The sequence below is a fragment of the Shewanella sp. BJSY2023SW001 genome, assembly GCF_047314685.1.
GTDB lineage: Bacteria > Pseudomonadota > Gammaproteobacteria > Enterobacterales > Shewanellaceae > Shewanella > Shewanella indica.
Genome location: NZ_JBKORF010000022.1, coordinates 114,709 through 138,266 on the forward strand (window position 1 = coordinate 114,709; position 23,558 = coordinate 138,266).

At 48.2% G+C, this 23,558-nt stretch carries 25 protein-coding genes; 22 read left to right on the top strand and 3 right to left on the bottom strand.

The window, feature by feature from the left end; genetic code table 11:
- Positions 1-5: 5 nt before the first annotated feature.
- The 10 genes from traD (at position 6) to traA (ending at position 8,559) form a co-directional block, all read left to right on the top strand.
- Positions 6-1,826: a conjugative transfer system coupling protein TraD gene (gene traD, locus ACMHXH_RS05500; protein WP_413737752.1), complete on the top strand. Its 1,821-nt coding sequence runs from the start codon at positions 6-8 to the stop codon at positions 1,824-1,826.
- Between the two features lie 9 nt (positions 1,827-1,835).
- Positions 1,836-2,396, top strand: coding sequence for a conjugative transfer protein (locus ACMHXH_RS05505; protein WP_145573973.1), 561 nt, complete (start codon positions 1,836-1,838; stop codon positions 2,394-2,396).
- On the top strand, positions 2,383-3,018 hold the full coding sequence (locus ACMHXH_RS05510) for a DUF4400 domain-containing protein (protein ID WP_258500915.1): 636 nt from the start codon (positions 2,383-2,385) through the stop codon (positions 3,016-3,018). Before ACMHXH_RS05505 ends, ACMHXH_RS05510 begins: the two co-directional genes overlap by 14 nt.
- A 138-nt stretch (positions 3,019-3,156) precedes the next feature.
- Positions 3,157-4,263, top strand: a complete 1,107-nt coding sequence (locus tag ACMHXH_RS05515; protein ID WP_248953081.1) for a Fic family protein — start codon at positions 3,157-3,159, stop codon at positions 4,261-4,263.
- A 189-nt stretch (positions 4,264-4,452) separates the two neighbouring features.
- Positions 4,453-4,734: a type IV conjugative transfer system protein TraL gene (traL, locus tag ACMHXH_RS05520; protein ID WP_000433891.1), complete on the top strand. Its 282-nt coding sequence runs from the start codon at positions 4,453-4,455 to the stop codon at positions 4,732-4,734.
- Entirely contained in the window at positions 4,731-5,357 is a 627-nt protein-coding gene (locus ACMHXH_RS05525; RefSeq protein ID WP_096070665.1) for a TraE/TraK family type IV conjugative transfer system protein, read from the top strand. Before traL ends, ACMHXH_RS05525 begins: the two co-directional genes overlap by 4 nt.
- On the top strand, positions 5,341-6,240 hold the full coding sequence (locus ACMHXH_RS05530) for a type-F conjugative transfer system secretin TraK (RefSeq protein WP_413737783.1): 900 nt from the start codon (positions 5,341-5,343) through the stop codon (positions 6,238-6,240). Before ACMHXH_RS05525 ends, ACMHXH_RS05530 begins: the two co-directional genes overlap by 17 nt.
- Positions 6,240-7,529, top strand: coding sequence for a TraB/VirB10 family protein (locus ACMHXH_RS05535; protein ID WP_102136958.1), 1,290 nt, complete (start codon positions 6,240-6,242; stop codon positions 7,527-7,529). Before ACMHXH_RS05530 ends, ACMHXH_RS05535 begins: the two co-directional genes overlap by 1 nt.
- 74 nt (positions 7,530-7,603) lie before the next feature.
- Positions 7,604-8,176, top strand: a complete 573-nt coding sequence (traV, locus tag ACMHXH_RS05540; RefSeq protein WP_002011400.1) for a type IV conjugative transfer system lipoprotein TraV — start codon at positions 7,604-7,606, stop codon at positions 8,174-8,176.
- Positions 8,173-8,559, top strand: coding sequence for a TraA family conjugative transfer protein (traA, locus tag ACMHXH_RS05545; protein ID WP_000180225.1), 387 nt, complete (start codon positions 8,173-8,175; stop codon positions 8,557-8,559). Before traV ends, traA begins: the two co-directional genes overlap by 4 nt.
- Before the next feature lie 40 nt (positions 8,560-8,599).
- Here the strand turns inward: traA and ACMHXH_RS05550 are convergent, their stop codons facing one another.
- Both ACMHXH_RS05550 and ACMHXH_RS05555 read right to left on the bottom strand, forming a co-directional pair.
- Positions 8,600-9,106 (bottom strand): GNAT family N-acetyltransferase, encoded by a 507-nt coding sequence (locus ACMHXH_RS05550; protein ID WP_000512925.1) that lies wholly within the window; start codon positions 9,104-9,106, stop codon positions 8,600-8,602.
- Entirely contained in the window at positions 9,097-9,363 is a 267-nt protein-coding gene (locus ACMHXH_RS05555; RefSeq protein WP_000212004.1) for a DUF1778 domain-containing protein, read from the bottom strand. Before ACMHXH_RS05555 ends, ACMHXH_RS05550 begins: the two co-directional genes overlap by 10 nt.
- Positions 9,364-9,731: 368 nt before the next feature.
- Between ACMHXH_RS05555 and ACMHXH_RS05560 the strand changes: the two genes are divergently transcribed.
- The 9 genes from ACMHXH_RS05560 (at position 9,732) to ACMHXH_RS05600 (ending at position 20,763) form a co-directional block, all read left to right on the top strand.
- Entirely contained in the window at positions 9,732-10,424 is a 693-nt protein-coding gene (locus ACMHXH_RS05560) for a DsbC family protein (protein WP_001228925.1), read from the top strand.
- On the top strand, positions 10,425-12,827 hold the full coding sequence (traC, locus tag ACMHXH_RS05565; protein ID WP_413737758.1) for a type IV secretion system protein TraC: 2,403 nt from the start codon (positions 10,425-10,427) through the stop codon (positions 12,825-12,827).
- Positions 12,820-13,167: a hypothetical protein gene (locus ACMHXH_RS05570; RefSeq protein WP_024008830.1), complete on the top strand. Its 348-nt coding sequence runs from the start codon at positions 12,820-12,822 to the stop codon at positions 13,165-13,167. Before traC ends, ACMHXH_RS05570 begins: the two co-directional genes overlap by 8 nt.
- Positions 13,151-13,663: a S26 family signal peptidase gene (locus ACMHXH_RS05575; RefSeq protein ID WP_335910082.1), complete on the top strand. Its 513-nt coding sequence runs from the start codon at positions 13,151-13,153 to the stop codon at positions 13,661-13,663. The genes ACMHXH_RS05570 and ACMHXH_RS05575 overlap by 17 nt, the downstream gene beginning before the upstream one ends.
- A 10-nt stretch (positions 13,664-13,673) precedes the next feature.
- Positions 13,674-14,798, top strand: a complete 1,125-nt coding sequence (locus ACMHXH_RS05580; protein WP_331797660.1) for a TrbC family F-type conjugative pilus assembly protein — start codon at positions 13,674-13,676, stop codon at positions 14,796-14,798.
- On the top strand, positions 14,782-15,810 hold the full coding sequence (locus tag ACMHXH_RS05585; RefSeq protein WP_208150281.1) for a TraU family protein: 1,029 nt from the start codon (positions 14,782-14,784) through the stop codon (positions 15,808-15,810). Before ACMHXH_RS05580 ends, ACMHXH_RS05585 begins: the two co-directional genes overlap by 17 nt.
- Positions 15,811-15,812: 2 nt before the next feature.
- Entirely contained in the window at positions 15,813-19,505 is a 3,693-nt protein-coding gene (traN, locus tag ACMHXH_RS05590; protein WP_413737761.1) for a conjugal transfer protein TraN, read from the top strand.
- A gap of 82 nt (positions 19,506-19,587) precedes the next feature.
- Positions 19,588-20,070, top strand: a complete 483-nt coding sequence (locus ACMHXH_RS05595; protein WP_335909201.1) for a hypothetical protein — start codon at positions 19,588-19,590, stop codon at positions 20,068-20,070.
- 30 nt (positions 20,071-20,100) lie between these two features.
- Entirely contained in the window at positions 20,101-20,763 is a 663-nt protein-coding gene (locus tag ACMHXH_RS05600; RefSeq protein ID WP_145573990.1) for a hypothetical protein, read from the top strand.
- 90 nt (positions 20,764-20,853) lie between these two features.
- Here ACMHXH_RS05600 and ACMHXH_RS05605 read toward each other — a convergent pair whose 3' ends face one another.
- Positions 20,854-21,456 (bottom strand): hypothetical protein, encoded by a 603-nt coding sequence (locus ACMHXH_RS05605; protein ID WP_025574392.1) that lies wholly within the window; start codon positions 21,454-21,456, stop codon positions 20,854-20,856.
- A gap of 367 nt (positions 21,457-21,823) precedes the next feature.
- On the opposite strand from ACMHXH_RS05605, the gene ACMHXH_RS05610 reads away from it, so the two are divergent.
- From ACMHXH_RS05610 to bet, 3 genes are all read left to right on the top strand, one after another.
- Positions 21,824-22,150, top strand: a complete 327-nt coding sequence (locus ACMHXH_RS05610; RefSeq protein WP_145573992.1) for a plasmid-related protein — start codon at positions 21,824-21,826, stop codon at positions 22,148-22,150.
- Positions 22,151-22,165: 15 nt separating this feature from the next.
- Positions 22,166-22,585 (top strand): single-stranded DNA-binding protein, encoded by a 420-nt coding sequence (locus ACMHXH_RS05615; protein WP_145573994.1) that lies wholly within the window; start codon positions 22,166-22,168, stop codon positions 22,583-22,585.
- 79 nt (positions 22,586-22,664) lie between these two features.
- Positions 22,665-23,483 carry a phage recombination protein Bet gene (bet, locus tag ACMHXH_RS05620; RefSeq protein WP_000414662.1) on the top strand — a complete coding sequence of 273 codons (819 nt, stop codon included), beginning with the start codon at positions 22,665-22,667 and terminating at the stop codon, positions 23,481-23,483.
- Positions 23,484-23,558: the final 75 nt, after the last annotated feature.

The window sequence follows — 23,558 nt, forward strand, 5'->3', positions numbered from 1 at the left end:
CATGAATGAAAGAAAACGCATATGAGATGCCCTGGCGCACGAACTATGAAGCCATGGCAGCAGCAGGTTGGCTGGTTGGGGCCACTGGGGCGATTGCCGCAGAAATGCTGACTGAGCTACCACCTGAGCCATTTTGGTGGATGACAGGGATTTCCTCGGGCATGGCGTTGTATCGCCTGCCTGAGGCTTATCGTCTTCATAAGTTACAGAAGGGATTAAAAGGCAAACCTTTGGCTTTCATGGAGCTGTCGCATTTGCAAAAAGTGATGGCAAAACATCCTGATGAATTGTGGTTAGGATATGGCTTTGAGTGGGATCAACGTCATGCTCAACGCGCTTATGAAATATTAAAGAGGGATAAGCAAACCTTGCTTAACCAGGATCATGGCAAGCAAATGGGCTCGACCTGGATTCATGGTGTCGAGCCCAAAGAAGACGATGTGTACCAGCCAGTTGGTCACACTGAGGGGCACACCTTAATTGTCGGAACGACCGGTGCCGGAAAAACCCGATGCTTTGATACGATGATCACTCAGGCCATTTTGCGTAATGAAGCCGTGATTATTATTGACCCCAAGGGAGACAAAGAACTTAAGGATAATGCACAGCGAGCCTGTATTGCCGCCGGTAGTCCTGAACGCTTTGTGTATTTTCATCCGGGTTTTCCAGAGCATTCAGTACGTCTTAATCCCCTGAGAAACTTTAACCGGGGCACTGAAATTGCCAGCCGAATTGCGGCATTAATTCCATCTGAAACCGGTGCTGATCCATTTAAAGCCTTTGGCCAAATGGCACTGAATAACATCGTGCAAGGTTTGTTGCTTACGTCACAACGTCCTGATCTGAAAACACTGAGGCGTTTTTTGGAAGGTGGCCCAGAAGGCTTGGTAGTAAAAGCCGTCACAGCCTGGGGGGAGCAGGTGTATCCCAATTTTAGTGTGGAGATCAAGCGCTTTATCGAAAAGGCCAATACCTTGGCTAAACAAGCCATGGCGATGCTGCTTTTCTACTACGAACGCATTCAGCCCGTTGCCGCCAATACTGATTTGGAGGGGCTATTGAGTATGTTTGAGCATGACAGAACCCACTATTCAAAGATGGTGGCCTCATTGATGCCGGTGCTCAATATGCTCACATCAAGTGAACTAGGTCCATTGCTATCACCGCTTGCAAACGATGTGGATGACAGCCGGCTAATTACGGATTCTGGCCGTATTATCAACAATGCCCAAGTGGCCTATATCGGGTTGGATTCATTGACCGACGCCATGGTTGGCAGCGCCATTGGTTCGTTGCTTTTATCCGATCTCACCGCCGTGGCCGGTGACCGCTATAACTATGGTGTTGAAAATCGTCCCGTAAATATTTTCATCGATGAGGCTGCTGAAGTCGTCAACGATCCCTTCATTCAACTGCTCAACAAAGGTCGTGGCGCAAAAATGCGTTGTGTGATTGCTACTCAGACCTTTGCTGACTTTGCAGCTCGAACAGGCAGTGAAGCTAAGGCTCGCCAGGTGTTAGGTAACATCAACAACTTGATAGCCCTTCGGGTGATGGACGCCGAAACGCAGCAGTATATTACTGACAATCTGCCTAAGACTCGGTTGCAGTACATCATGCAAACTCAAGGTATGTCGTCCAACTCGGACAGCCCCGCGTTGTTTACCGGCAATCATGGCGAACGCTTGATGGAGGAAGAAGGCGATATGTTTCCACCGCAGTTATTAGGCCAGCTTCCCAACCTGGAGTACATCGCCAAGCTTTCAGGTGGCCGCGTGATCAAAGGCCGCATTCCTATTTTAACCAGCTCTACACAGGCAGCATAAGGAGTCTGTATGCATCATTCTGTCTGTCTGAAAATGACAACACTTACCAGTAAAGAAATGCTCGCTCAGTGGCAGCAACATAACCCTCAATTCAAGGAAGCCTTAAGACTGCTTGAAACCGACTGGCCTCATGCTTTGGCTTCAGTGCACTGTTTGGCGGACTATTTAACGGATGCGCTCACTTTAGATGGCCATTCCATCTTTGATTTGTGTCTGTGCAATGGCTTGGGTAGTTATGAAGAAGTCAGTTGTGATGATGACAGTGTACGACTGTGGCATTTCATTGAGGCACTTACCTGGACTGCCGCCAGTGCTTTAACGGGGATTCGCCTGCGTGATCCTGACCATTTCGAGTGGGCTGCCGTAGATGGTGTGTATTTCTACTCCTGGATTCGTAATCGTCCAAATCGGATGGCGTATTTGGCTGAAGGACGCATCGATGTGCGTTATGTCAGCGGTCATACGACGACAAAGCGGCTTCAACAAGTGATTAAAGCCCGGATTATGACGCCAACCGTTGCAGCCATGCTGGCGCGAGTTGAAGAGGATGTTTGGCATGAGCAAGCATAAGTCGGTTTGGCTACTGTGTCTGGCACTGATGCTGGAGATTATTGCTATTGGCGTGTTAGTGCCCGGTGATTGGACTGGCCGGGTCATCAGTAAAGAGAAGCTGATGATCCAAAACCAATTGGGCGCACAAACAAGCTATTGGATTGGTCAAACTAGCCATCGCTGGTATCAGTCATGGATTGTGGATACGCAGGTGGAGCAATCTGTGCGTGATTTTCTAATCCCCACTGAAGAGCAGCGACTGCGCTCTAAAGGGATGGAGAACATGGGAGGCTTTTGGTTTGTCTGGGTAGAAGACCGTATTCAGGCATTTTTTGATGTGTTGTACCAAGTGTTCACTCGATTTGCTTTGCTGATGGTCTGGTTGCCCTTTGCGCTTATTCTCATGTTACCGGCGCTGTGGGACGGATTGATGACCTGGAAGATTAAGAAGACAACCTTTGATTTTTCGAGCCCTATCATTCACCGCTACAGCATGATTATCCTGGGCTCAGGCGTTATTTTGCTGTTTATGGGATTGTTCGCCCCGCTGGCTATTCCACCGGTGGTGTTACCGTCGCTGATCATCGGCTTGGCATTGATGGCGGGGTTGGCGTTAAGTCACTTGCAGAAGAAGATTTGAGGCCTCGGTTAATGGCCACCAAGACAGGATGATATGAATATCTGGCTTATTCCTATCATTATTTGATTCGATTGTGGGTTTGATTCGAATCATGCTATGATTTGAATAGACTGTTATTTAAATCAAAAAGGCGACAAGATGTGGATCTGGCAACAAGCTGATTGGCCAAACTTTATCTGGGATGAAAAAGTCATTGAACCCAAGTTACGCGACATTCGCTTTCACCAAGGAATGTTGTTGGGCAAGATGTCGAGCCAACCTAAAGACCAAAAGCAAAGTATGTTAGACACGTTATTGGCGAACATTATTCATTCGAGTGCCATTGAAGGTGAGAAGCTCAATGCTTTTTCTGTTCGCTCGTCCTTGGCCAATAAGCTTGGTCTTTCTGAAGAAAAACCATTTCCAACTACTGAACGCACTGATGGCTTAGCAGAAATAATGTTAGATGCGGTGGAGAATTTAGACTCGCTGCTCTCACTTGAAAGAATATTGCAGTGGCATAAACGACTGTTTCCTGAGGGTTACACCTTGTTCAATCCTGTTATAGGAGGGCAGTTGCGCGGGGACGAGCCAATGCAGGTTGTGTCGGGAAGAATAGATAAACCCACGGTGCATTTTGAAGCACCGAGCCGAGATGTGCTTGAGTCAGAACTGGACGTGTTTATCCGCTGGTTTAATGACTCTCGTGAGGACCCCGCTTTAGACCCTTTGCTTAGGGCTGCGATAACGCACTTTTGGTTCGTGACGCTCCACCCTTTGGATGACGGCAATGGCAGGATCACCCGCTTACTCACTGATTTGGCGCTGGCCCAGGCTGAGCGTCAATCTGTCCGTTTCTATGCAATGTCAGTGGCGATTTTAGCCAACCGTAAAAGCTACTACGAAATATTAGAGCAATCCCAGAAAGGTGAACTTGATATTACCGCTTGGCTTATGTGGTTTTTAAACACCTTAGGTGAAACATTCACCAATGTGCTTGAAGAAATCGACCAAACGGTTTTTAAAACAAACTTCTGGCGAAATGTCGATCAAACGCGACTGTCCTCGGAACAAGTAAAAGTGCTCAATCGAATGCTTGATGGAGATTTTGACCAAGGCATTAATACGTCGCAATATCATAAAGTGGCGAAAGTGAGTAAGCCAACCGCTTCTCGTCATTTAGCGGCTTTGGTCGAGCTTGGTTGCTTGGTAAAAAGTGAAGCCGGGGGGAGGAGTACTCGTTATAAGCTCGCGCACTTGTGTTAAAAACACGAAGATTGAGAGCCAATTATCGTGCACTAATTGTAACCATTAAGGTTGCGATATCAATCTGATTGTAAGAGCAGAATCACCAAGCCACCTCAAAACCTTCAAGAATTCGGCATCTAGCTGACCACTGAACCTGCCAATCCCAAGGCATTCTTCACTTCTCAATTCAAACAACGAGGAGTGACTATGGAACCTGTGAGTATTCCGTCCTATATCGATGATCCGCCGCACTTCCTGCTTTGGAGTGCCGATGAGATGGCTCCCATTCTGTTGGGGCTAGTGATCGGCATTTTTACCGGTAATGCCTTGGTTTTATGCCTGTTGGGGTTGGTAACAACCAAGCTCTATCGGCGTTTTCGTGATGGTCGCCCAGATGGTTTTATTCTTCACGCCATCTACTGGGCTGGACTGTTGCCCACCAAGGCCAAGACGATCCCTAACCCATTTATCAGGAGCTATCTGCCGTGAAGTTCGACGTGTTTTTAAAATCATGGCAAGGCACGCAATTAGAGAACCGATGGCAGCGGTTCCTGATAGCAGTGCTGGTGCTATCTAATTTGCTGCTTGCGGTAGCGGCATTTTCTCGCAATACCGTGGTAGCTATTCAACCACCAACCTTGTCTGAAACGGCTGAAGTGTCACGAAACCAAGCCACTCAACCTTACCTGGAATCTTGGGGACTCTACCTGGCTGAGCTTATGGGCAACGTGACGCCGGGTAATGTGTCTTTCATCCGGGTTGCCATTGAGCCGCTACTTTCTCCAGCGGTGTACCAGCAAGTGGTCGATGCACTGGAGATTCAGGCAAGACAAATCCGCGAAGACCGGGTCACGCTCAAATTCCAACCCAGACAAGTGGAGTATGAGTATGAAACCGGCCATGTCTTTGTGACCGGTTATTCCTTGGTCTCTGGACCATCTGGAGATGAGCAGCGCCAAACTCGCACCTATGAGTTTGACATCGATATTGAGCAATACCGTCCAAAGCTCAGTTGGATGGATACGTATGAGGGGCAAGCTAGAACGAAGCGAGTTCGTGAAAAGTTGACCCAAGAGCAAAACCGGAGGGTGAATGATGCGAACCAAACTTAGTCGATGGATGACACCAAGCTTAATCGCAATGAGCTTGAGTGGCGTCCTGTTATCTCAAGCTTCTTATGCAGACGTGGAATTGCCGATTGTGCCAGCAAGTGTGATGAAGCAGTCTGCTACTGCAAATCCACCGACTCAAACCAATACGGCTTCAACGGATGTGCCAACAACGCTACTGATGACACCGGGGGTTAATGAACTGATCCCTGTAGCACTTGGCCATCTGAATCGGATTGTGACGCCGTTTGAATCGCCTCAGGTGAGAACAACCAGTGATGCTCAGACGCAAATCAAGGGGAATGTTGTATATGTGGCCACGGACAAAGAATCACCGGTTTCACTTTACATCACTCCGCCTGGTCAGGAAGCGCCTGCGTTATCTCTCACCTTAGTACCTCGTCGTATTCCACCGCGTGAAATCACCTTAGCTATTGATGGTCAGCAGTGGCCTATTAAGGGCGTCGTGAACCGCAAAGCCGCCACTTGGGAAACGGCTCAGCCATACGTCGATAGCTTACGTGATTTACTCAGACGCCTTGCACTAAATGAGTTACCACAAGGCTATGACATCCGTTTGGCTGGCCAAACTGACACAAGCCCGAAATGTTTTCAGCCGGGCTTAAAGTTTGGTTTTAAGCAGGGGCAAATTGTGACAGGCCATTATTTCACCGTCTTTGTAGGACTGGTTGAAAGCTTTGCCGATGAGCCGATAGAAGCCAGTGAGATAGCCTGCAACGCACCAGATATAGTGGCAAGCGCCTACTGGCCTCGCAATATCTTGTTGCCGGGTGAAAAGACTGAGTTGTATGTGGTTGTTCGCAATCATCGTGAAGAAGCGGTGGAAAGTCAGCGACCTTCGCTTCTTGTGGGAGGTGAGCTTTGATGAAAGCACAATGGGAACAAATGAGCCCGAACATGAAGCGGGGTCTATCGGTTGCTGGTATTGCTGGTGGTCTCATCCTTATGGTGATGGTGTTTTCACCTAATCCTGATGATGGCGCGAGCAGTCGGAACCGGCAGGAAACGATCCGGCACATTCTTACGGATACCAATACTCGTGATGTTGGGGTCGATAGTTTGGCTGCGAACGTAAAACTACTCAGTGAGCGCAATGAACAGTTACGTCGTGAAGTTGAGCGCTTGCGTCGTGACGTCGATTCAGGACGGCTAAGCCCAGGTTCGCCTTCTATTCCAAGTGAGGTCAATGCGGAGTTGGCTCGCCTTAGAGCGGAACTTGATGATGTTCGCGCTGGAGGTGATGCAGCAGTTGAAGGCACAAATAGCCGTTTCGAAGTGCCTTTATCTGCCATGGAATTGCCTAAAGACGAAAAGCCACTGCCGTCTAACCCAGACGACTATTTTGCCAATGCGCCGCTGCCTGCTCCGCTCTATCAGCAGCCAGTCAATGGTCAAGGTACACGAGCACGAGATGTTCCATTGCCGCCAATCACGATTCGTATGATTGAGCCTGAAATGGTTGCTGAACCAGAGGTTGTTGTGCAAGAAGCGCCGCCTTTGTATCTACCGGCGGGCAGCATTATCTCGGGTACTTTGATCACGGGTTTGGATGCACCTACTCACGAGTCCGCAAGACGCGAACCTTTTCCTGCATTGCTGAGGATTCAAAAGGAAGCCATTTTACCCAACCGATTTAGAGCGGATATCAAAGAGTGTTTCTTGATCGCCGCAGGTTACGGTGATTTGAGCTCTGAGCGTGCCTATTTGCGAGGCGAGACCATTTCATGTGTGAGAGAAGATGGTGGCGTCATTGAAACACGACTGGATTCTTATGCCGTGGGTGAAGACGGCAAAGCCGGTATTCGTGGCCGATTAGTGTCGAAACAAGGCCAACTGGTGGCCAAATCAATGATGGCCGGATTCCTTCAGGGCTTGGCAGGCGCATTTGATGTGAATCCTGTACCAACGATTCAGACGGGTAATGCCGGTGATACTCAGCTTTACCAGCAAGTCATGAGCCAAGAAGCATTACAAGGCGCTGCGATTAAAGGCACCGGTAAAGCATTGGATCGCGTGGCCAAGTTCTATTTGGACATGGCAGAAAATATGTTCCCAGTCATAGAGGTAGACGCTGCAAGGAAAATTGAAGTCATAGTCACTCGTGGTGCCTCGTTGTCGTTGGCCACTTCGCAAGGGGGAGGTGCAAGAAGATGAAAAAATCCTGCATGTTGCTAACCGATCGAAGTCCGTTTCAGACAATAGGATGTGTATCCAGAGGAGAGTTAACCATGACGACATCAATGCAGAACAACCCAAAGCACCATTCAAAACTGTGGTCTAAAGCTGGATTACTTTTATTGGCAGTCGGCTCAACCTTATTGTCTGGCTGTAGTTCATTGGGTCTTGGGAGTAGTGAATATGGATGCCCAGGTATGCCTGACGGTGTGCGCTGTTTATCCGCTCGTGAAGTCTATGAGCTTACAAGTAATGGGGCTGCACCCAAGACGATTGATGCTGTGGCGACTCGAATTGGTTCTCCCTCTGGGTATTCACAATCTGATTTAGAGACAGGACTGCTGAGCCATCCTGCATTACCTGAGACGCAGCAATCTGCACCTCTTCGCATTCCTTCAAGGGTGATGCGGATTTGGATTGCGCCTTGGGAGGATGACCGTGGAGATCTGAATTTATCCAGCTACGTGTTTACCGAAATTGAACCGCGCCGGTGGGATATTGGGGTGTCAGCACCTCGAACGGTTTCGCCAGTGCTACGTCCACTTCAGACTCAAAGCGATTCAGCCTCAGCGGGAGCTGATGGTAAGCGCGATAACTTGAGTATCTACGGAGAAACTAACGAATGACAAATGCAGTTCGCACTATTCAAACTCAGCGCCTAATGACCATTGGTGCGCTTGGTTTGATGGCGTTAATGATTTCGGAGCCCTCATTTGCGGGCACCGGTGGTGATGCTTTCACTGATGTGTGGGATACCCTAAAAGATTGGACCCAAGGTACTTTGGGACGGATCGTAGCGGGAGCCATGGTTCTGGTGGGTATTGTGGGCGGTATCGCTCGCCAAAGCTTGATGGCTTTTGCTCTGGGCATTGGTGGCGGTATGGGTCTCTACAATACGCCAACAGTCGTTGAAAGTGTTATGTCTGCAACTTTACCTGTTGTTGCCAGCACTCAAGAAGTCATCGGCACAACAGTTCCAGCAATCAGCGCCGTTTTACTGGGCACTTGATAATATTGACGGCTTCTCTTGTGAAAGGGGAGCCGTCATCTCAGTCTATCGACAATGATTTTTCGATATCGCAGATCCTTGCCATGAGGACTAAAGGATCAAACGTCGATTCTTTGAAGCCAAATTTCTTGTAGAACGTTTGCGCACTACCATCAATAGCATGGACTAAAATTCCTGCTCCACCGACAGCGTTCATTGCTTGTACTGAGCGAATGATGCAATCTTTTAAAAGACCTGCTGCAATGCCTTGACCTTGATAGGCGTTATCCACTCCAAGCCTGGCTAGAATCACCATGGGAATGGGATCTGGGCTATTTCTTCTTAATGAACTGAAAGCTTGCTCTCTGGAAACTGATCCCATGGCAATGGCATAGTACCCAGCCACTTGATGGGCGTTAGTGTCATTGACCACATACACTCTCGCGGTTCCCCGCTTTTGACTCTTTAACGCCTGTTTTCTTAACCAAATATCGAGTTCTTCGATGCCACATTGAAAGGCGTTAATCTCGTGCTCATCAGTGAGTAGGGTTGGTGCACTTATTCCCAAGGCGCTTTCCTTTTAAACAGATCTTTCATGCCCTCAAGAGTCTGTGGCTCTGCACGAAGTTCGTTATCAAACGCTTCAAAAGCTTTTGCTTCAAGAACAAAATCCCGCTGTTCTGCCAGTATACTATGCGCTTCATTGAGCGCTGCTTGCTGAATGAACACGGTTCTATCAACTTTTTTTAAACTTGCTGCGGCATCGATGATGTCTCTTACCGATGGCAGTACTCGCATGTTGATTGGGGCTGTCTTTGTAGCCATGACACCATCCTCTGTATATCTATTTAATACACAGTTTAAATGACTTTTCCGTGTAGTCAATGGATATACGAATTGTTGGGCATGAAACTTTGAGAGTAGGTCTGTTTGATTTCGAGGGGATGTCACTCTTTCTGGTTTAAAACATTGCAAAAATTAACACCTAAGGTATGAAAAAAAGGAATCAGCTAAACCAGATGACTTGAGGGGAAGCCTGTAAGGCTGCCAGAATGAAAGCTATACCTGAACTAATAGTGCGTAACAACAAGTGGCACCCTAGCAAGGCATCCAATTCTTCAATCTATCTAACCGAGTCCACATAGGACAACTGCATAGACTGGAGCCTCGATTTACATTAACGAGGACTCCTCATGCGAAAACTATCTCCAATTATTCTGGCGCTTGCGCTGTCTCCTTTGGTTCAAGCTGAACCTGTGTCTGAAGTGTCGCCCGTTGGCAAAATTGACGGCATGGTTTCTTTGCCGGTCACGGGTATGAAAGCGGTCGAAAGCAATGGCCGTATTGTTTTCATGTCAGACAGTGGCCGGTTCGTCATTGATGGCACACTCTATGATGCCTGGTCCAAAAAGCCGCTTACCAGCCTTGAAGAAATTCGAGAAGCGGGAAACACGCTGGACTTAAGTCGTCTTGGCTTAAAAATGGATGATTTGAATCCACTGACGCTGGGTGAAGGCAAAAAGAAAGTGGTGGTCTTTGTTGATCCACGATGCCCGCACTGCCATGAGCTTTTGAAACAAGCTTTACCGCTAACCAAAGAATACACCTTCCAAATTCTCCCTGTGCCAGTGCTTGGTCCTGATTCAGAGCGTCAGGTTCGCCAGCTTGGCTGTGCGCGTGACAAGAAAGCGGCCACCGATGCATTGCTCAATGGTCGAATTAGTAACTTAGAGCAGGATGATGCCTGCAACTTAGAGCCAATGCAGCGTACCTTGGTGACCGCTCAAATCCTGGGCATTCAAGGTGTGCCTTTCATTGTCGCCAATGATGGTCGCATCAGCCGAGGCCGTCCTTATGACCTTTCTGCTTGGTTGGAGGGGATTTAGATGAAAGCCTCTCTGTATTCAGGGCAACGCGCTTCAGAGCTCTTGCCAGTATTGGCCTATTCCGACGATGAGCAACTGTTTTTCATGGAAGACCAAAGTGTTGGCTTTGGTTTTCTATGTGACCCATTGCCGGGTGGTGATGAGTCTGTTGCAGACAGGGTTAATGTTCTACTCAACAACGACTGGCCAAAAGATACTTTGCTGCAATTTGGCCTGTACGCCTCGCCTGATATTCAAACCGACCTTCAGCGCATGATGGGCTTACGGCATCGTCAATCCGATCCATTGCTCAGGGCGTCGATACGCAAACGTGCGGATTTCCTCGATGGGGGCACGGTTCAACCGATAGAAGAATCGACCCAGACTCAGGTACGCAACTTTCAACTGATAGTCACCTGCAAATTGCCTTTGGAAAATCCTATACCGACGGAGCGTGAGTTGAGTCGAGCATCCGCGCTTCGGGCTTCTTTCTCGCAAGCGCTGGCAACGGTTGGTTTTCGCGTCACTGAGATGACTGACCGAAACTGGCTCGCGGCATTAAGTGCGCAGCTTAACTGGGGAAAAGATGCTTCCTGGCGTAATCCATCTCCAATTCGAAGTGAGGGAGATAAACCACTTCGAGAGCAAGTGTTGGATTATGACCGAGCTATCAAGGTGGATAGCCAAGGTCTGATGCTGGGTGATTACCGAGTTAAAACCTTATCGTTTAAGCGCTTGCCTGAGCGGATCTGGTTTGGTCATGCCGCAAGTTTTGCGGGCGATATGATGACGGGCAGTCGCGGTTTACGTGGCAGCTTCTTGTTGAATGTCACTATTCACTTTCCTTCAGCTGAGAGCATTCGCTCTCGCTTAGAGACCAAACGACAATGGGCAGTCAATCAGGCCTATGGTCCGATGCTGAAGTTTGTGCCGGTGCTTGCAGCCAAGAAAAAGGGATTTGATGTTCTTTTTGAAGCCTTGCAAGAAGGTGATCGCCCTATTCGGGCAAATATGAATTTAACGCTGTTTTCACCAACGGAAGAGGCGTCCATCAGCTCTGTTTCAAATGCTCGAACTTATTTCAAAGAACTCGGATTTGAGCTGATGGAAGACAAGTACTTCTGTTTGCCCATTTTCCTGAATGCCTTGCCATTTGGTGCTGACCGCCAGGCGATGAACGACTTGTTTCGATTCAAGACCATGGCGACACGGCATGTGATCCCTCTGTTGCCTTTGTTTGCGGATTGGAAAGGCACGGGCACGCCAGTGATTAACTTTGTTTCCCGTAATGGCCAGATCATGAGTGTATCCCTTTATGACTCGGGCAGTAATTACAACTGTTGCATAGCTGCGCAATCTGGGTCGGGCAAGTCTTTCCTGGTGAACGAAATCATCTCCTCCTACTTATCAGAAGGCGGGCAATGCTGGGTGATTGATGTTGGCCGCTCTTATGAAAAGCTGTGTGAAGTCTATGACGGTGAGTTCTTACAGTTCGGGCGGGACAGTGGCATTTGCTTAAATCCGTTTGAAATCGTTGAGGACTATGACGAAGAAGCGGATGTACTGGTTGGGTTATTGGCCGCAATGGCCGCACCTACGCAGTCATTAACCGATTTTCAGATGGCCAATCTAAAGCGTCAGACCCGTGAACTGTGGGAGAAAAAAGGTCGTGCTATGTTGGTTGATGATGTGGCAGAGGCCTTGAAAAATCACGAAGACCGTCGTGTGCAAGACGTGGGTGAGCAGCTCTATCCGTTTACGACACAAGGCGAATATGGCCGCTTCTTTAATGGCCACAACAATATTCGCTTCAAAAACCGTTTCACCGTTTTGGAGTTAGAAGAGCTCAAGGGACGCAAGCACCTACAACAAGTAGTGTTGCTTCAGCTTATCTACCAAATCCAACAAGAGATGTACTTAGGTGAGCGGGATCGTCGCAAGATTGTGTTCATTGACGAAGCTTGGGATCTGCTGACTCAAGGTGATGTCGGTAAGTTCATCGAAACCGGTTACCGTCGATTTCGAAAATATGGCGGCAGTGCTGTAACGGTAACGCAGTCGGTCAACGATTTGTATGACAGTCCTACAGGTAAAGCCATCGCTGAAAACTCGGCCAATATGTACCTGCTTGGCCAAAAAGCTGAAACCATCAACGCGCTCAAAAAAGAAGGCCGCTTGCCACTAGGTGAAGGCGGTTATGAATACCTGAAAACCGTTCATACCGTCACGGGTGTCTATTCCGAAATTTTCTTTATTACCGAGATGGGCACCGGGATTGGCCGCCTCATCGTCGATCCGTTTCACAAGCTGTTGTACTCGTCCCGTGCAGAAGATGTAAACGCGATTAAACAGTTAACGCGCAAAGGCCTTTCTGTTGCTGATGCCATCTCTCAGTTGTTGAAGGAGCGAGGCTTTGATGAATAAGACCACGCTTTGGCCATTTATGGCCTCTATTACTTTGTCTATTGCTGGTAGCGGTTTAATGACCAGCTGGCTTTTAATGAAAACACTCGAACCCATCCACAGCCAGTTGGCGTTAAGTACGCCCATTGCAGTCGTGGATTTTGGGGAGGCGGTGTTGTCACTGGGCCCCAATGCCAGCGAACAAGACATCGAGTCCAGGTTGCTTCAGACCAATCAGCAAATTGAAAAGCTAAAAGCAGCCGGTTTTATCGTGCTGGATGCCCAAGCGGTGGTGGGTGCTGATGATTCCATATTTGTGCCTGTAGGCTCAAAGGAGGTGTCTCATGCAGATACTCCGTAAAAGAATGCCTTGGCGGCCATATCTCATCCGGTTGACCGTTCTTGCGTTAATCATGGCCTTGGTAGGCACCTACGCCATGATGCGCTACCGAATAGGTATCGATACCCAGCAAGAGCGATGCCTGCCTGATACCACGGTGTATCTGATTGACCTATGGAATAAAGAGCCCGTTAAGGATGGTCTGTATGCCTTTCACTCAAAAGGACTCGCTCCGTTATATAACGACGGTACTCGGATGCTGAAACGCCTAACAGGGATGCCTGGGGATGAAGTCAAGGTGACGCCTGAGCATGTGCTGGTGAACGGTGCTGAAGTCTCTACCGGCATGGCATTAGCCCAGTGTCTTGGTGTAGCGGAATCACAATTTAGCCGCTCATTGACGCTGCAAGAAAACGAATATTGGTTTTCCGGCGAGGCTGCTACGAGTTTTGACTCCCGCTATTGGAATGCCGTTAAGCGCGAGCAGATTGTCGGTCGCGCTTGGCCGCTTTGGTAGGAGGTAGATGATGCAAAGACTATGTCTCTTATTTTTGTTGGTTGCTCCATTGTCTTGGGTTCAAGTTTCCTGGGCACAAGAGCCTTTTCCGTTGTCTGACGAGGACAAAAAGATCGTCGAAATGAGCCGCAGCATTTTACAAAGTGCTGTGCATGGCTCATCTGAATTTATTGAGCCTTTTGCACCGGTTGAACAACCTGTGTCGCTCAAACACAGCGATGAATGGTTGATATTTGCGTCGTCCTCACTGGGGGATTCCTCACTGAAGCAGCTATTTAAAGAGGCCAGTGCTACCGGCGCTATTGTGTTGTTTCGGGGAATTCCTGAAGGAAAGACCTTGGGGGCAGCTATCCGTGATTGGCATACGCTGATGACAGGGCTTGATCCTGTTCCTCAGGTTCGAATCGATCCGAAAGCCTTTGTGCACTGGCGGGTGACTAGCGTGCCTGCCATTTTCCGCATAGAAGATGACAAGGTGACTGCAAGTGCACTAGGGGTTTACAGCAAGGACTGGTTGCAGCGTCAAATTGAAACAGGCAATACCGGTTCATTGGGTCAACGCGGTCCTATTCATTCGATTTTAGAACCGGATTTGATGCAAGTGGCGATGCAGCGTTTACAGTCGCTTGACCTGGGCGCGTTAAAGAAAAAAGCCATTGAGCGTTTCTGGTCTCGCCAAACATTTACTGAGTTACCCAAAGCGACGCAGTATCGGATAAGAATGGTTGATCCAACCATCGTCATGCAGCGGCCACTATTGGATGCCAATGGCCGAACATTGATCCCAGCAGGAACGCGTATTAACCCGCTAAAAGCCTTGCCGTTTACTCAGCAGCTTGTGGTGTTTAATGCGTCGAACGCTGAAGAAGTGGACGCAGTTGCGCATTGGCTTGAGACGCAAGATAGGACACTGCGCCGCATTACGCTTATCACCACGCAGCTCGACCGTACTCAAGGTTGGAATCGCCTCAATGCGATAGAAAAGACATTGGACAGTCCGGTTTACCTTCTCAATGCCTCGCTAAAGCAGCGCTTTGATCTGCAAGTCACCCCATCGTTTGTTCAAGCAAAGGGGCTCGCGTTTGAAATAGAAGAAATTCCAGCAAAGGAGCTTGTTCATGAAAAAGCTCAATAATACGTATCGTCTCATGCGGACTCTCGTTGTCATGTTTGTCCTTGGCGCATCTATTCCTGCAAAAGCCGAACTGACCTGCCCAGACGCGGGTTTATTGTCGGGTAAGTTGCTGACGGATGTTTGCTGGTCATGCATTTTTCCTATCCGGGTTGCCGGTCTTCCTCTTGGCTCTGGCAATGTCCCAAGCGGCGCATCAAACAAGTCGTTTTGCTTATGTGAAGACAACTTAGGTGTACCAAGGCCAGGTATTGTTACCAGCATGTGGGAGCCAGCGCGTCTGATTGAACTGGTCAGAACGCCGGGTTGTTCGCCTTCCCTGGGAGGGATTCGTTTACCGTTAGGTGATAGACGACTGCAAGGTGGTCATGGCGAGGGTGAATACGACACCGGTGATCTTGCTTTCTACCATTACCATTATTACGCCTTTCCGCTTTTGGTCATGCTCGATTTGTTCATGGATGGCAATTGCAATGCCGATGGTTACATGGACTTTGACTTGATGTATTTGTCGGAATTGGACCCAACATGGCTGAACGATGAACTGGCCTTTTTTACTCAGCCTGAAGCGGCTGCCGTTGCCAATCCATTGGCTATATCTGCTTGTACCGCTGACGCAGCTTCATCAACGCTTGGTAAACCCATCGACCAGTTGTTTTGGTGTGCTGGCAGTTGGGGCCATCTCTACCCGTTATCTGGCCATACCTTAGCGTTTGGCTCATTAGCAGAAAACACCAGCCATTTAGCGGCGCGTGCAATCGCGGCTCAACACAGGCGTGGTCTTGCTAGACGAACAATGGGGAACAGTGCGCTATGCCGACCTGTTATCGAACCCATGCTGCCGAAATCCCAATACAAGATGAGTATGTTCTTCCCTGTACCAGAAACTGAAAGTGCGCATGTCATCGGTGAAAGCACCATGAAATGGGGAGAGTGGCGAACGATCCCCGGTGCCGGTGAAGATGCGCTCTACATTTTGTGGCGCTGGCAAGACTGCTGTAACTCGGGAGGTTAACCATGAAACCAACACTTTTTACCCGAGTGTTAGCGGGTGTTTTATCAATCACTATGGCGTGCTTGCCCTTACATGGTGTGGCCGCTGATGTGCAGCGCCAATCCGGCCTAAGCGGACAACAAGAAGGTAAGCAATTGCTGCAAAACTGGACGATGCCCGCACTCAATGGCAATACATTGTCGGTGCCGAATGGCAGTGGTAATGAGTCCATTAACTTGCAAGAGCTTTTCCCTGGTATGGATCAGGGCTCATTGGATGTCTTAACGGGCGTTTATGGCTCTGATGCCAGTATGAATCAATTGGGGACGCAGCGCCAAGAGAGCATGGCATCCGAAAGTGGCGCTACGGGTGAAGCATTTCGCTCGCTCCAGCAAATCAAAGACAGGTCTCGGCCAGATATGGTCAATGATCCGCTTTGGGCATTAACTGACGCGGTTCAAACTGACCCCAATCTATTAACTCAAAGCTTCCCCGGCTGTGAGTCTCAAGGTGAAGGCAGCCCAAATTACCAGCAATGTGACAGGCTCAATACAGCGGTTAACAGCTGCACTATTACTCACGATTACACGGCAGGCATTATTGAGCATGTTTCAGGGCCGATGAACCTTCGCTCTTGTGGTGAGGGGTGTCTTGAAGTTTGGATAGGACGTATTGGCGACAACTACTGGAGTGGTAGTTGTAAAGTGTTCGAACAGGCCATCACACTCAAAGTCGTGAACCCCGATGCGATTACCTCAGCCGTTCTTGAGTACGCAAAATGGGATGACTACATGCAAGTGTGGCTTGGCGATCAGAAAGTCTGGTCTGGGCCGAACAATAACTTTCCACCAGAAACGGCAGGTCGCTGCGAGCTCAGTACCAGTTGGGAGCGCAATCCAAATACCGATCTCACTTCCAAGCTAAAAGCGGTAGAACCAGGTTTAGAAGTGCCGGTAAAAATTCGCGTATCGGTTACGGGCAGTGGTGAGGGGTATGCACGCATCAAGGTGCGTTTTGATCCAACCAAGGTGGTGATGAATGATAGTTGGTCACCACAGTCCTGTATCGAACAAGCAGCGGATATCCCGACGAAGTTTTCAGACTACAGCATTCAATGCACGGATCAGCCGTCTTCAACCAACGGATGTACGGTGGTCAATGGTGTTTCAGTTTGTGAATCCTACTTTGCACCAAGCCCAGTTGCTGGCATATCGCCTTTGTGTCGGCGTGTACAAGTGAGTGTGGATGACGAAAGCTATAAGGGGATTGAAAATCAGGCCTGCCAAGTGCTTGAAGCGAATCCTTCCTGTGGATTCATGTCGTCAGAATGTGCCGAGACCAATGATAAAGGTGAATGCATTCGTTTTACCGATACCTATGACTGTGGATTGCAAACCAGCGATCCAAAGTGTGTGGTATCCAACCTTATACCAAGTAGTTTTGAGGCCTGTGAGCCTACTCAGACGATTACGCCATTTACTGAAACCAAGCATGTACCGGATTACCAAGTTTGCGAGAAGATCAGCACGCTTACTGAGTGTCAGTTAGAACGACGTGTATCCGCTGAAACCCATCAACAAAGCTGGTCTATTGAGCGTGGTTGCTTTAGCTCTGAAACCATCAGTTTCGTTCCACAGTACAGCAGTACTATGCAAACTGGAAACGCGACGCTGAGAGTTTTTGATAATCAAAATACTGAGATAAAAATCACCGAGTCGCCAACTAAGGCAAATGGTTGGAAAACGACACTCTCACTGACGGGCAATAAGGAAACGGTGACTGAGACGAAACCGTCGATTAAGTACCCTGAAATGACGTGTCCAAAAGGAACTTTGGTTGGCTCATTGTGCAAGGTCGTTAATGGGTCGATTATTTCGTGGCATGAACCCCAGGAAGTCACTCGTTCCAGATGTGAGTCTGGCTGGAACAAAGTCGATTTCGATACTTGCAGCCGAGAAGTTCAGAAGTGCTTGGCTCCTGCGAAACTGAGCGCTTCATTGGCCTTCTCTGGCAAATACTTAGAGCAGGAGGTTGTTCATCAATCAAGTGATCCGGGTATAGACCAATGCTTGATGCAAACGGATCAGTTCACTGCGGTGCAGTGGCAGTGTTTGGATACGGGCACAAAACGAATCGACGGGTTAACGGTTGGTAGTGGCGAGTTGGCCAATTTAGGAAGCCTTTATCCGGCGGTTGTTTCGTCTCCTGCTCATTTAACCAGTCGTGGCAGCTCTGATGGACTGGGGTTCTCATGCTGGAGGGCAAGAGCGACCTACAATGCTTCGACTGCTCACCCTGAGTTCAACATGGGCAGCTCAGATAGCTGGATAGATGCCAATGGTAATACACAAACCATCGTCAATAATGGAGAAAACACGACCACCAATACGTGTGCCGCGCTAGAGCAAAACCCAGCCTGCCAGTACGTCAGAACCGAATGCACTGAAGGCGGGGCTGGTCATGAAGGCTTCTGCTATATCCAAAGTCTGGTGTATGACTGTGGACAAAGCGTTGAAGTGCAAAATGCACGAATGGAAACTCAATTCAACTGTGAGGGGCCAGTTCGCTGCATGGGCACTGATTGTTTAGAGCCAGAGTCAATCAAGCAGGCTAACTTTGCAGAGGCCGCCGCGATGCTTAATGCGGCGCAGTTTATGACCAATGATATGTCATGCACGGGCGCTGATGGCCAAGATAACGTCGAGTGTACGGTCTTTAAAGGTAATGCTGGCCAGTGCAAAAAAGCCGTTGGCGGCATAGTGGATTGCTGTGAAAAGCCAAGTGGCGTGTCGTTATCGGATTACATCACGATGATAGTGGCGGTCAACAAGCTTGATACGGCAGTCATGGCCATGAATCCGTCTTCGGCAATCTATGGTTCCTGGAATACGCTCAGGGAGCCAATAACGAGCACTTGGAGTGCGGTCAAAGAGCCTTTTGTGTCTGCATGGGACTCTCTCATGGGGGCTGGGCCATCAACGGCTGCTGGCGCGGGAGCGGAGCAAGCTGCGACTGGCTTTATGCAGGTGTTGACCAACAAAACGGCTGAATGGGTAGGTACGACCTTTGGTTCGGGGGCGCAATCGGCACTGTTTAGTAACGTTGGTGGCGCGGTTGGAGCCGATGGTGTTGTTTCGGGTGGTAACTTCGCGCTGGGTGGCGCTGCTGGCGCGGTTCTGAGTACGGTTATGACGGCCTACATGATTTATTCAGTCACCATGATCCTCATTCAGCTTATCTGGAAATGTGAGCAGAGTGAGTTTGAAATGAACGCCAAGCGGGTATTGAAGAGTTGCCACTATATAGGCTCTTACTGCAAGTCTAAGTTCTTAGGTGCCTGTGTTGAGAAACGGCAATCATATTGCTGCTTTACTTCGCCACTTTCACGGATCATTCAAGAACAAGTGCGTCCTCAATTGGGCCTTGGCTGGGGCAGTGCCAAGTCACCAAACTGTGAAGGTTTGACCGCGAGTCAGTTAAACCAGGTCGATTGGAGCCAAGTCAATCTCGATGAATGGATTGGAATCTTATCGATAACAGGCAACCTACCAGAAATACCGTCACTGGATCTGGAACGACTCACTGGCTCAGGAAGTACGCTAAACGTAGATGGAAATCGTCAGAGTGCCGCAGACAGAGCCATTGAACGGCTAAACGGAATGGATGCTCAGAAACTTCGCAAGGAGGCGACGGAAGAAATTTCGGGGAATAATTGAGCGTATCCATCTAAAACAGCTTTGCCAATAATGTTCCATCTTGGTTACTTTAATGAGCTTATTGCGCCTTAAGGTAACCAATTTGGAACTTTGGGCCTGTTATGCTTTCTGTTCAGCGTGTGCGCAATTTGCTCTGATTTTTTTTACCATTTTCAGACTTAGGAGGCTGCTGCAAAAAGGAAAAGCTGATAGTCTGGCACATATAAAATTTATGATAAAAGGAAAATTAATAATGCCTAATTTCGATCAAAACTTTGAAGCTACTCGTTTGTCTATGCTTTCAAAACAACACCCTGACATTGTGAAGGTGTCGGGTGAGGTGGTGTTTCGTGCGGAAGATGACGAAGACCGCCTAAGCGGAACATCTTGGACTCTTGAAGATGACATTTTTGAGCAGGTCACCGAATCAGGCTTCAAATTACACTTGCTTGAACTTCTGGATAATTTCATAGAATACCGAGGTCAATGTAACGAGCTGCCGAAAAAGGAAGGGATTGTGCGTTTTGGTGGTGGCACTTTAAATATTGAATGGCTACCTAATGGAACTACCCATCTATCCAAATGATGTTTTATAAGAACCAGCCTGAGTTTTCCTATGGATGATAAATATGTTTCAGAAATAGACTGTCTTGATAAGTTAATGGTTGCATGGTCAGAGGCATTCCCGAAGGATTGGTATTTCAACTACGATGGAGTGATTTCAACTGAGGGCTGGGATAGTTGTGGTAAAAAAGTTTTGTTTGTTTTAAAGGAAACAAATGAAGCAAAGCAAAATATTGTCAACGCTATTAATAGAGCTATTGAGGTGAAGGCAAGTGGATGGTGGCGAGGAAAGGTTCTTCGTCGGGTGGGGCGTTGGGCTTACGGACTTCAAAAATATGATGGGGCTGTGCCGTCACTGAGAGATGCTAAATTAAATGAAAAAAATGCAGTTAAGAATATTGCATACATAAATATAAGGAAAACATCTGGAAGTGCGCGAACCGACCAAAAATCATTTGACGCCCATGCCAAAGAATTTGCCCCTTTTGTTCGAAGGCAAATTGAGTTGATTAACCCTGACATTGTTGTGCTTTGCGGCACATATAATCAAGTTAAACGTTACGTATTCCCTGAGCTTAAAAAAGTTAGCGAACGAGTGCATGTTAATGACGGGGTTGTCTTCATCAATGCCTTCCATCCTGCCGCAAGAAAAAAGTCGGCCATGCTTTATCATCAAGTACTCGATAACTACCACGCTTACAAAAATCATATATAACCAATGCTTGAATAGTTATATGCAGCGCAAGCCTTGCGTCGTATCTTGAAAAAGCCCCTTCAAGAGGGGCTGTGTGATGGGAGCCGTTCGCTAGTTGGCGGGAGTATCTGTTTCCTCTTCAGTGATATCGTCATCGGTTGAAGGTACCGCTTGCTCAACTTCTGCTTCTTTACCCTTGGCTTGAGCTGATTTTCGTGCTCGAATTTCGATATCAATAATGCGTCGTGCAAGTTTGATAATTCGCTGTTGCCATGCGTAGTTGCCATCAACACGTTGTTTGTTGCTAAGCACGCTAGACAACCAGAGTGTGTCCATTGAGATCATCAACGCATCGAGTTTGCGAACTAAGCCGACAAACTGGCCAACCTGAGGCGAGCTGATTTTGGCGTTGAAGGTAATCGGGTCGGTGTAGTCAGGTACTTCATCGATGCCGTTGGACTCCATCAGTTTGTCCAAACGAGCTTGTTCGTTGTCTACCGCCTTAGCGCAATCCTCGATCAACTGGCTAATGATCTGTTCCACTTCATCAATTTCGTTCTCATCGCCAATGATGCGCAGGATGACATCGATTCCGTAAAGCGCACTGACCGTCCGTCTAAAAACACGGTCAACGACACGTTGTGCTTGTAAGCTGTTAATTGTGAATGATTGTTCAAAGATGGGTTTTGAGTAATTGGGTTTTGCTTGGGCCATAAGTTTGCTCCTGATATGACAATAATCAGTCCCTAGCCTAATCCTCTGTGAGGTAATGGCCTTTCAGCTAGGTGGAAGAATCGAGCATCTTTCTAACTATCCTGTCTGGATAAGACGGTTACACTGACTATCAAATATTGCTGATCTGTTTCAGTAATATCTGCGCCTGAGAGCATGAGCTCAAAGGAAGCCCGCCGCTGAGTTTTCTCAGTGGTACTAAGAGGTAGCTAGCCTCCTTAAACAAATAGCCTGCATGTTTTTACATGCTCAACCATGCGTTCCTTGCGGTTCGCCTTTTCACCACCCAACTGGGGGAGTTTTCCCCAGTTGGGGGTGACTCCTTCACAACCAAATTAAGGAGTCACCAATGGAATATATCTTCGGATTTATTATCCAAATCGCAGGCATTATGTTGCTTGCAAAACTGAGCTGGTCGCTTTTGCGATTGCTTGCTGGTCAATGCTTGCGCCCGTTTCGATTTGTACTTACTCAAATCAAGCGATTGCTCACACCAACACCAAAACGTCGTCCAATGGCAGTGCCTAAAGCTCCTGGTATGCCCCGTTTGACATCTGCGTTTTACAAAGAGCCACATCAGTACGACATGGCTTTACTCGAAATACCAACCTATCTGCGCCGTCAGTCTTCTTTGCCCAGCCGGGTAGAAACGACTGTGTGCACAGAGTTTAACTAAGACGAGGAGAACATCATGAAAAACCAAGTAACACTCATAGGCTACGTTGGCTCTGAGCCAGAGACGCGAGCCTATCCATCAGGTGATTTGGTGACCAGCATTTCACTGGCCACTTCTGAGAAATGGCGCAACCGTCAATCCAATGAGCTCAAAGAGCATACGGAATGGCATCGGGTTGTTTTTCGAGATCGTGGTGGATTTAAGTTAGGGCTAAGAGCAAAAGATTTGATCCAAAAAGGAGCGAAGCTTTTTGTTCAAGGGCCTCAGCGCACGCGCTCATGGGAGAAAGATGGGATTAAGCATCGATTGACCGAAGTGGACGCGGACGAGTTTCTGCTTCTTGATAGTGTGAACAAAGCATCCGAGCCATCACCGGCAGATGATGCGGGCTCCCAAGGTAATTGGGCACAAACATATCCTGAACCAGATTTTTAACCGAGCGAAAACGCTTTAACCCAGCCGGGAGTACTTTCCCGTCAGGGTCAGACTCCCACTTTGATTGTCGGAGTCCACAATGGAAAAACCAAAGCTAATCCAACGCTTTGCTGAGCGCTTTAGTGTCGATCCAAACAAGTTGTTCGATACCCTAAAAGCAACAGCATTCAAGCAACGTGACGGTAGTGCACCGACCAATGAGCAGATGATGGCGCTCTTGGTGGTTGCAGATCAGTACGGCTTGAACCCTTTCACCAAAGAGATTTTTGCGTTCCCTGATAAGCAAGCTGGAATTATTCCAGTGGTAGGTGTCGATGGATGGTCTCGCATCATCAATCAACACGACCAGTTTGATGGCATGGAGTTTAAGACTTCAGAAAACAAAGTCTCCCTGGATGGCGCGAAAGAATGCCCTGAATGGATGGAATGCATTATCTACCGGCGCGACCGTTCGCACCCAGTCAAAATCACTGAGTATCTGGATGAAGTCTATCGACCACCTTTTGAAGGTAACGGCAAAAATGGCCCTTACCGGGTAGATGGTCCATGGCAGACGCACACTAAGCGAATGCTAAGGCATAAATCCATGATCCAGTGTTCCCGCATTGCGTTTGGCTTTGTGGGAATTTTCGATCAAGACGAAGCTGAGCGAATTATCGAAGGCCAAGCAACACACGTTGTTGAGCCATCAGTGATTCCCCCCGAGCAAGTTGATGATCGAACCCGAGGGCTTGTTTACAAGCTTATCGAGCGGGCAGAAGCTTCAAACGCTTGGAATAGTGCATTGGAATATGCCAATGAACATTTTCAGGGTGTTGAACTGACGTTTGCGAAACAAGAAATATTTAATGCACAGCAACAAGCAGCCAAAGCGCTCACACAGCCTTTAGCTTCTTAGTGCCACGCATTCATTTTACTAACCCTGGCGGGATTATTCTCCTGTCAGGGGGAAGGTCTCGTCATTTTTTGGAGA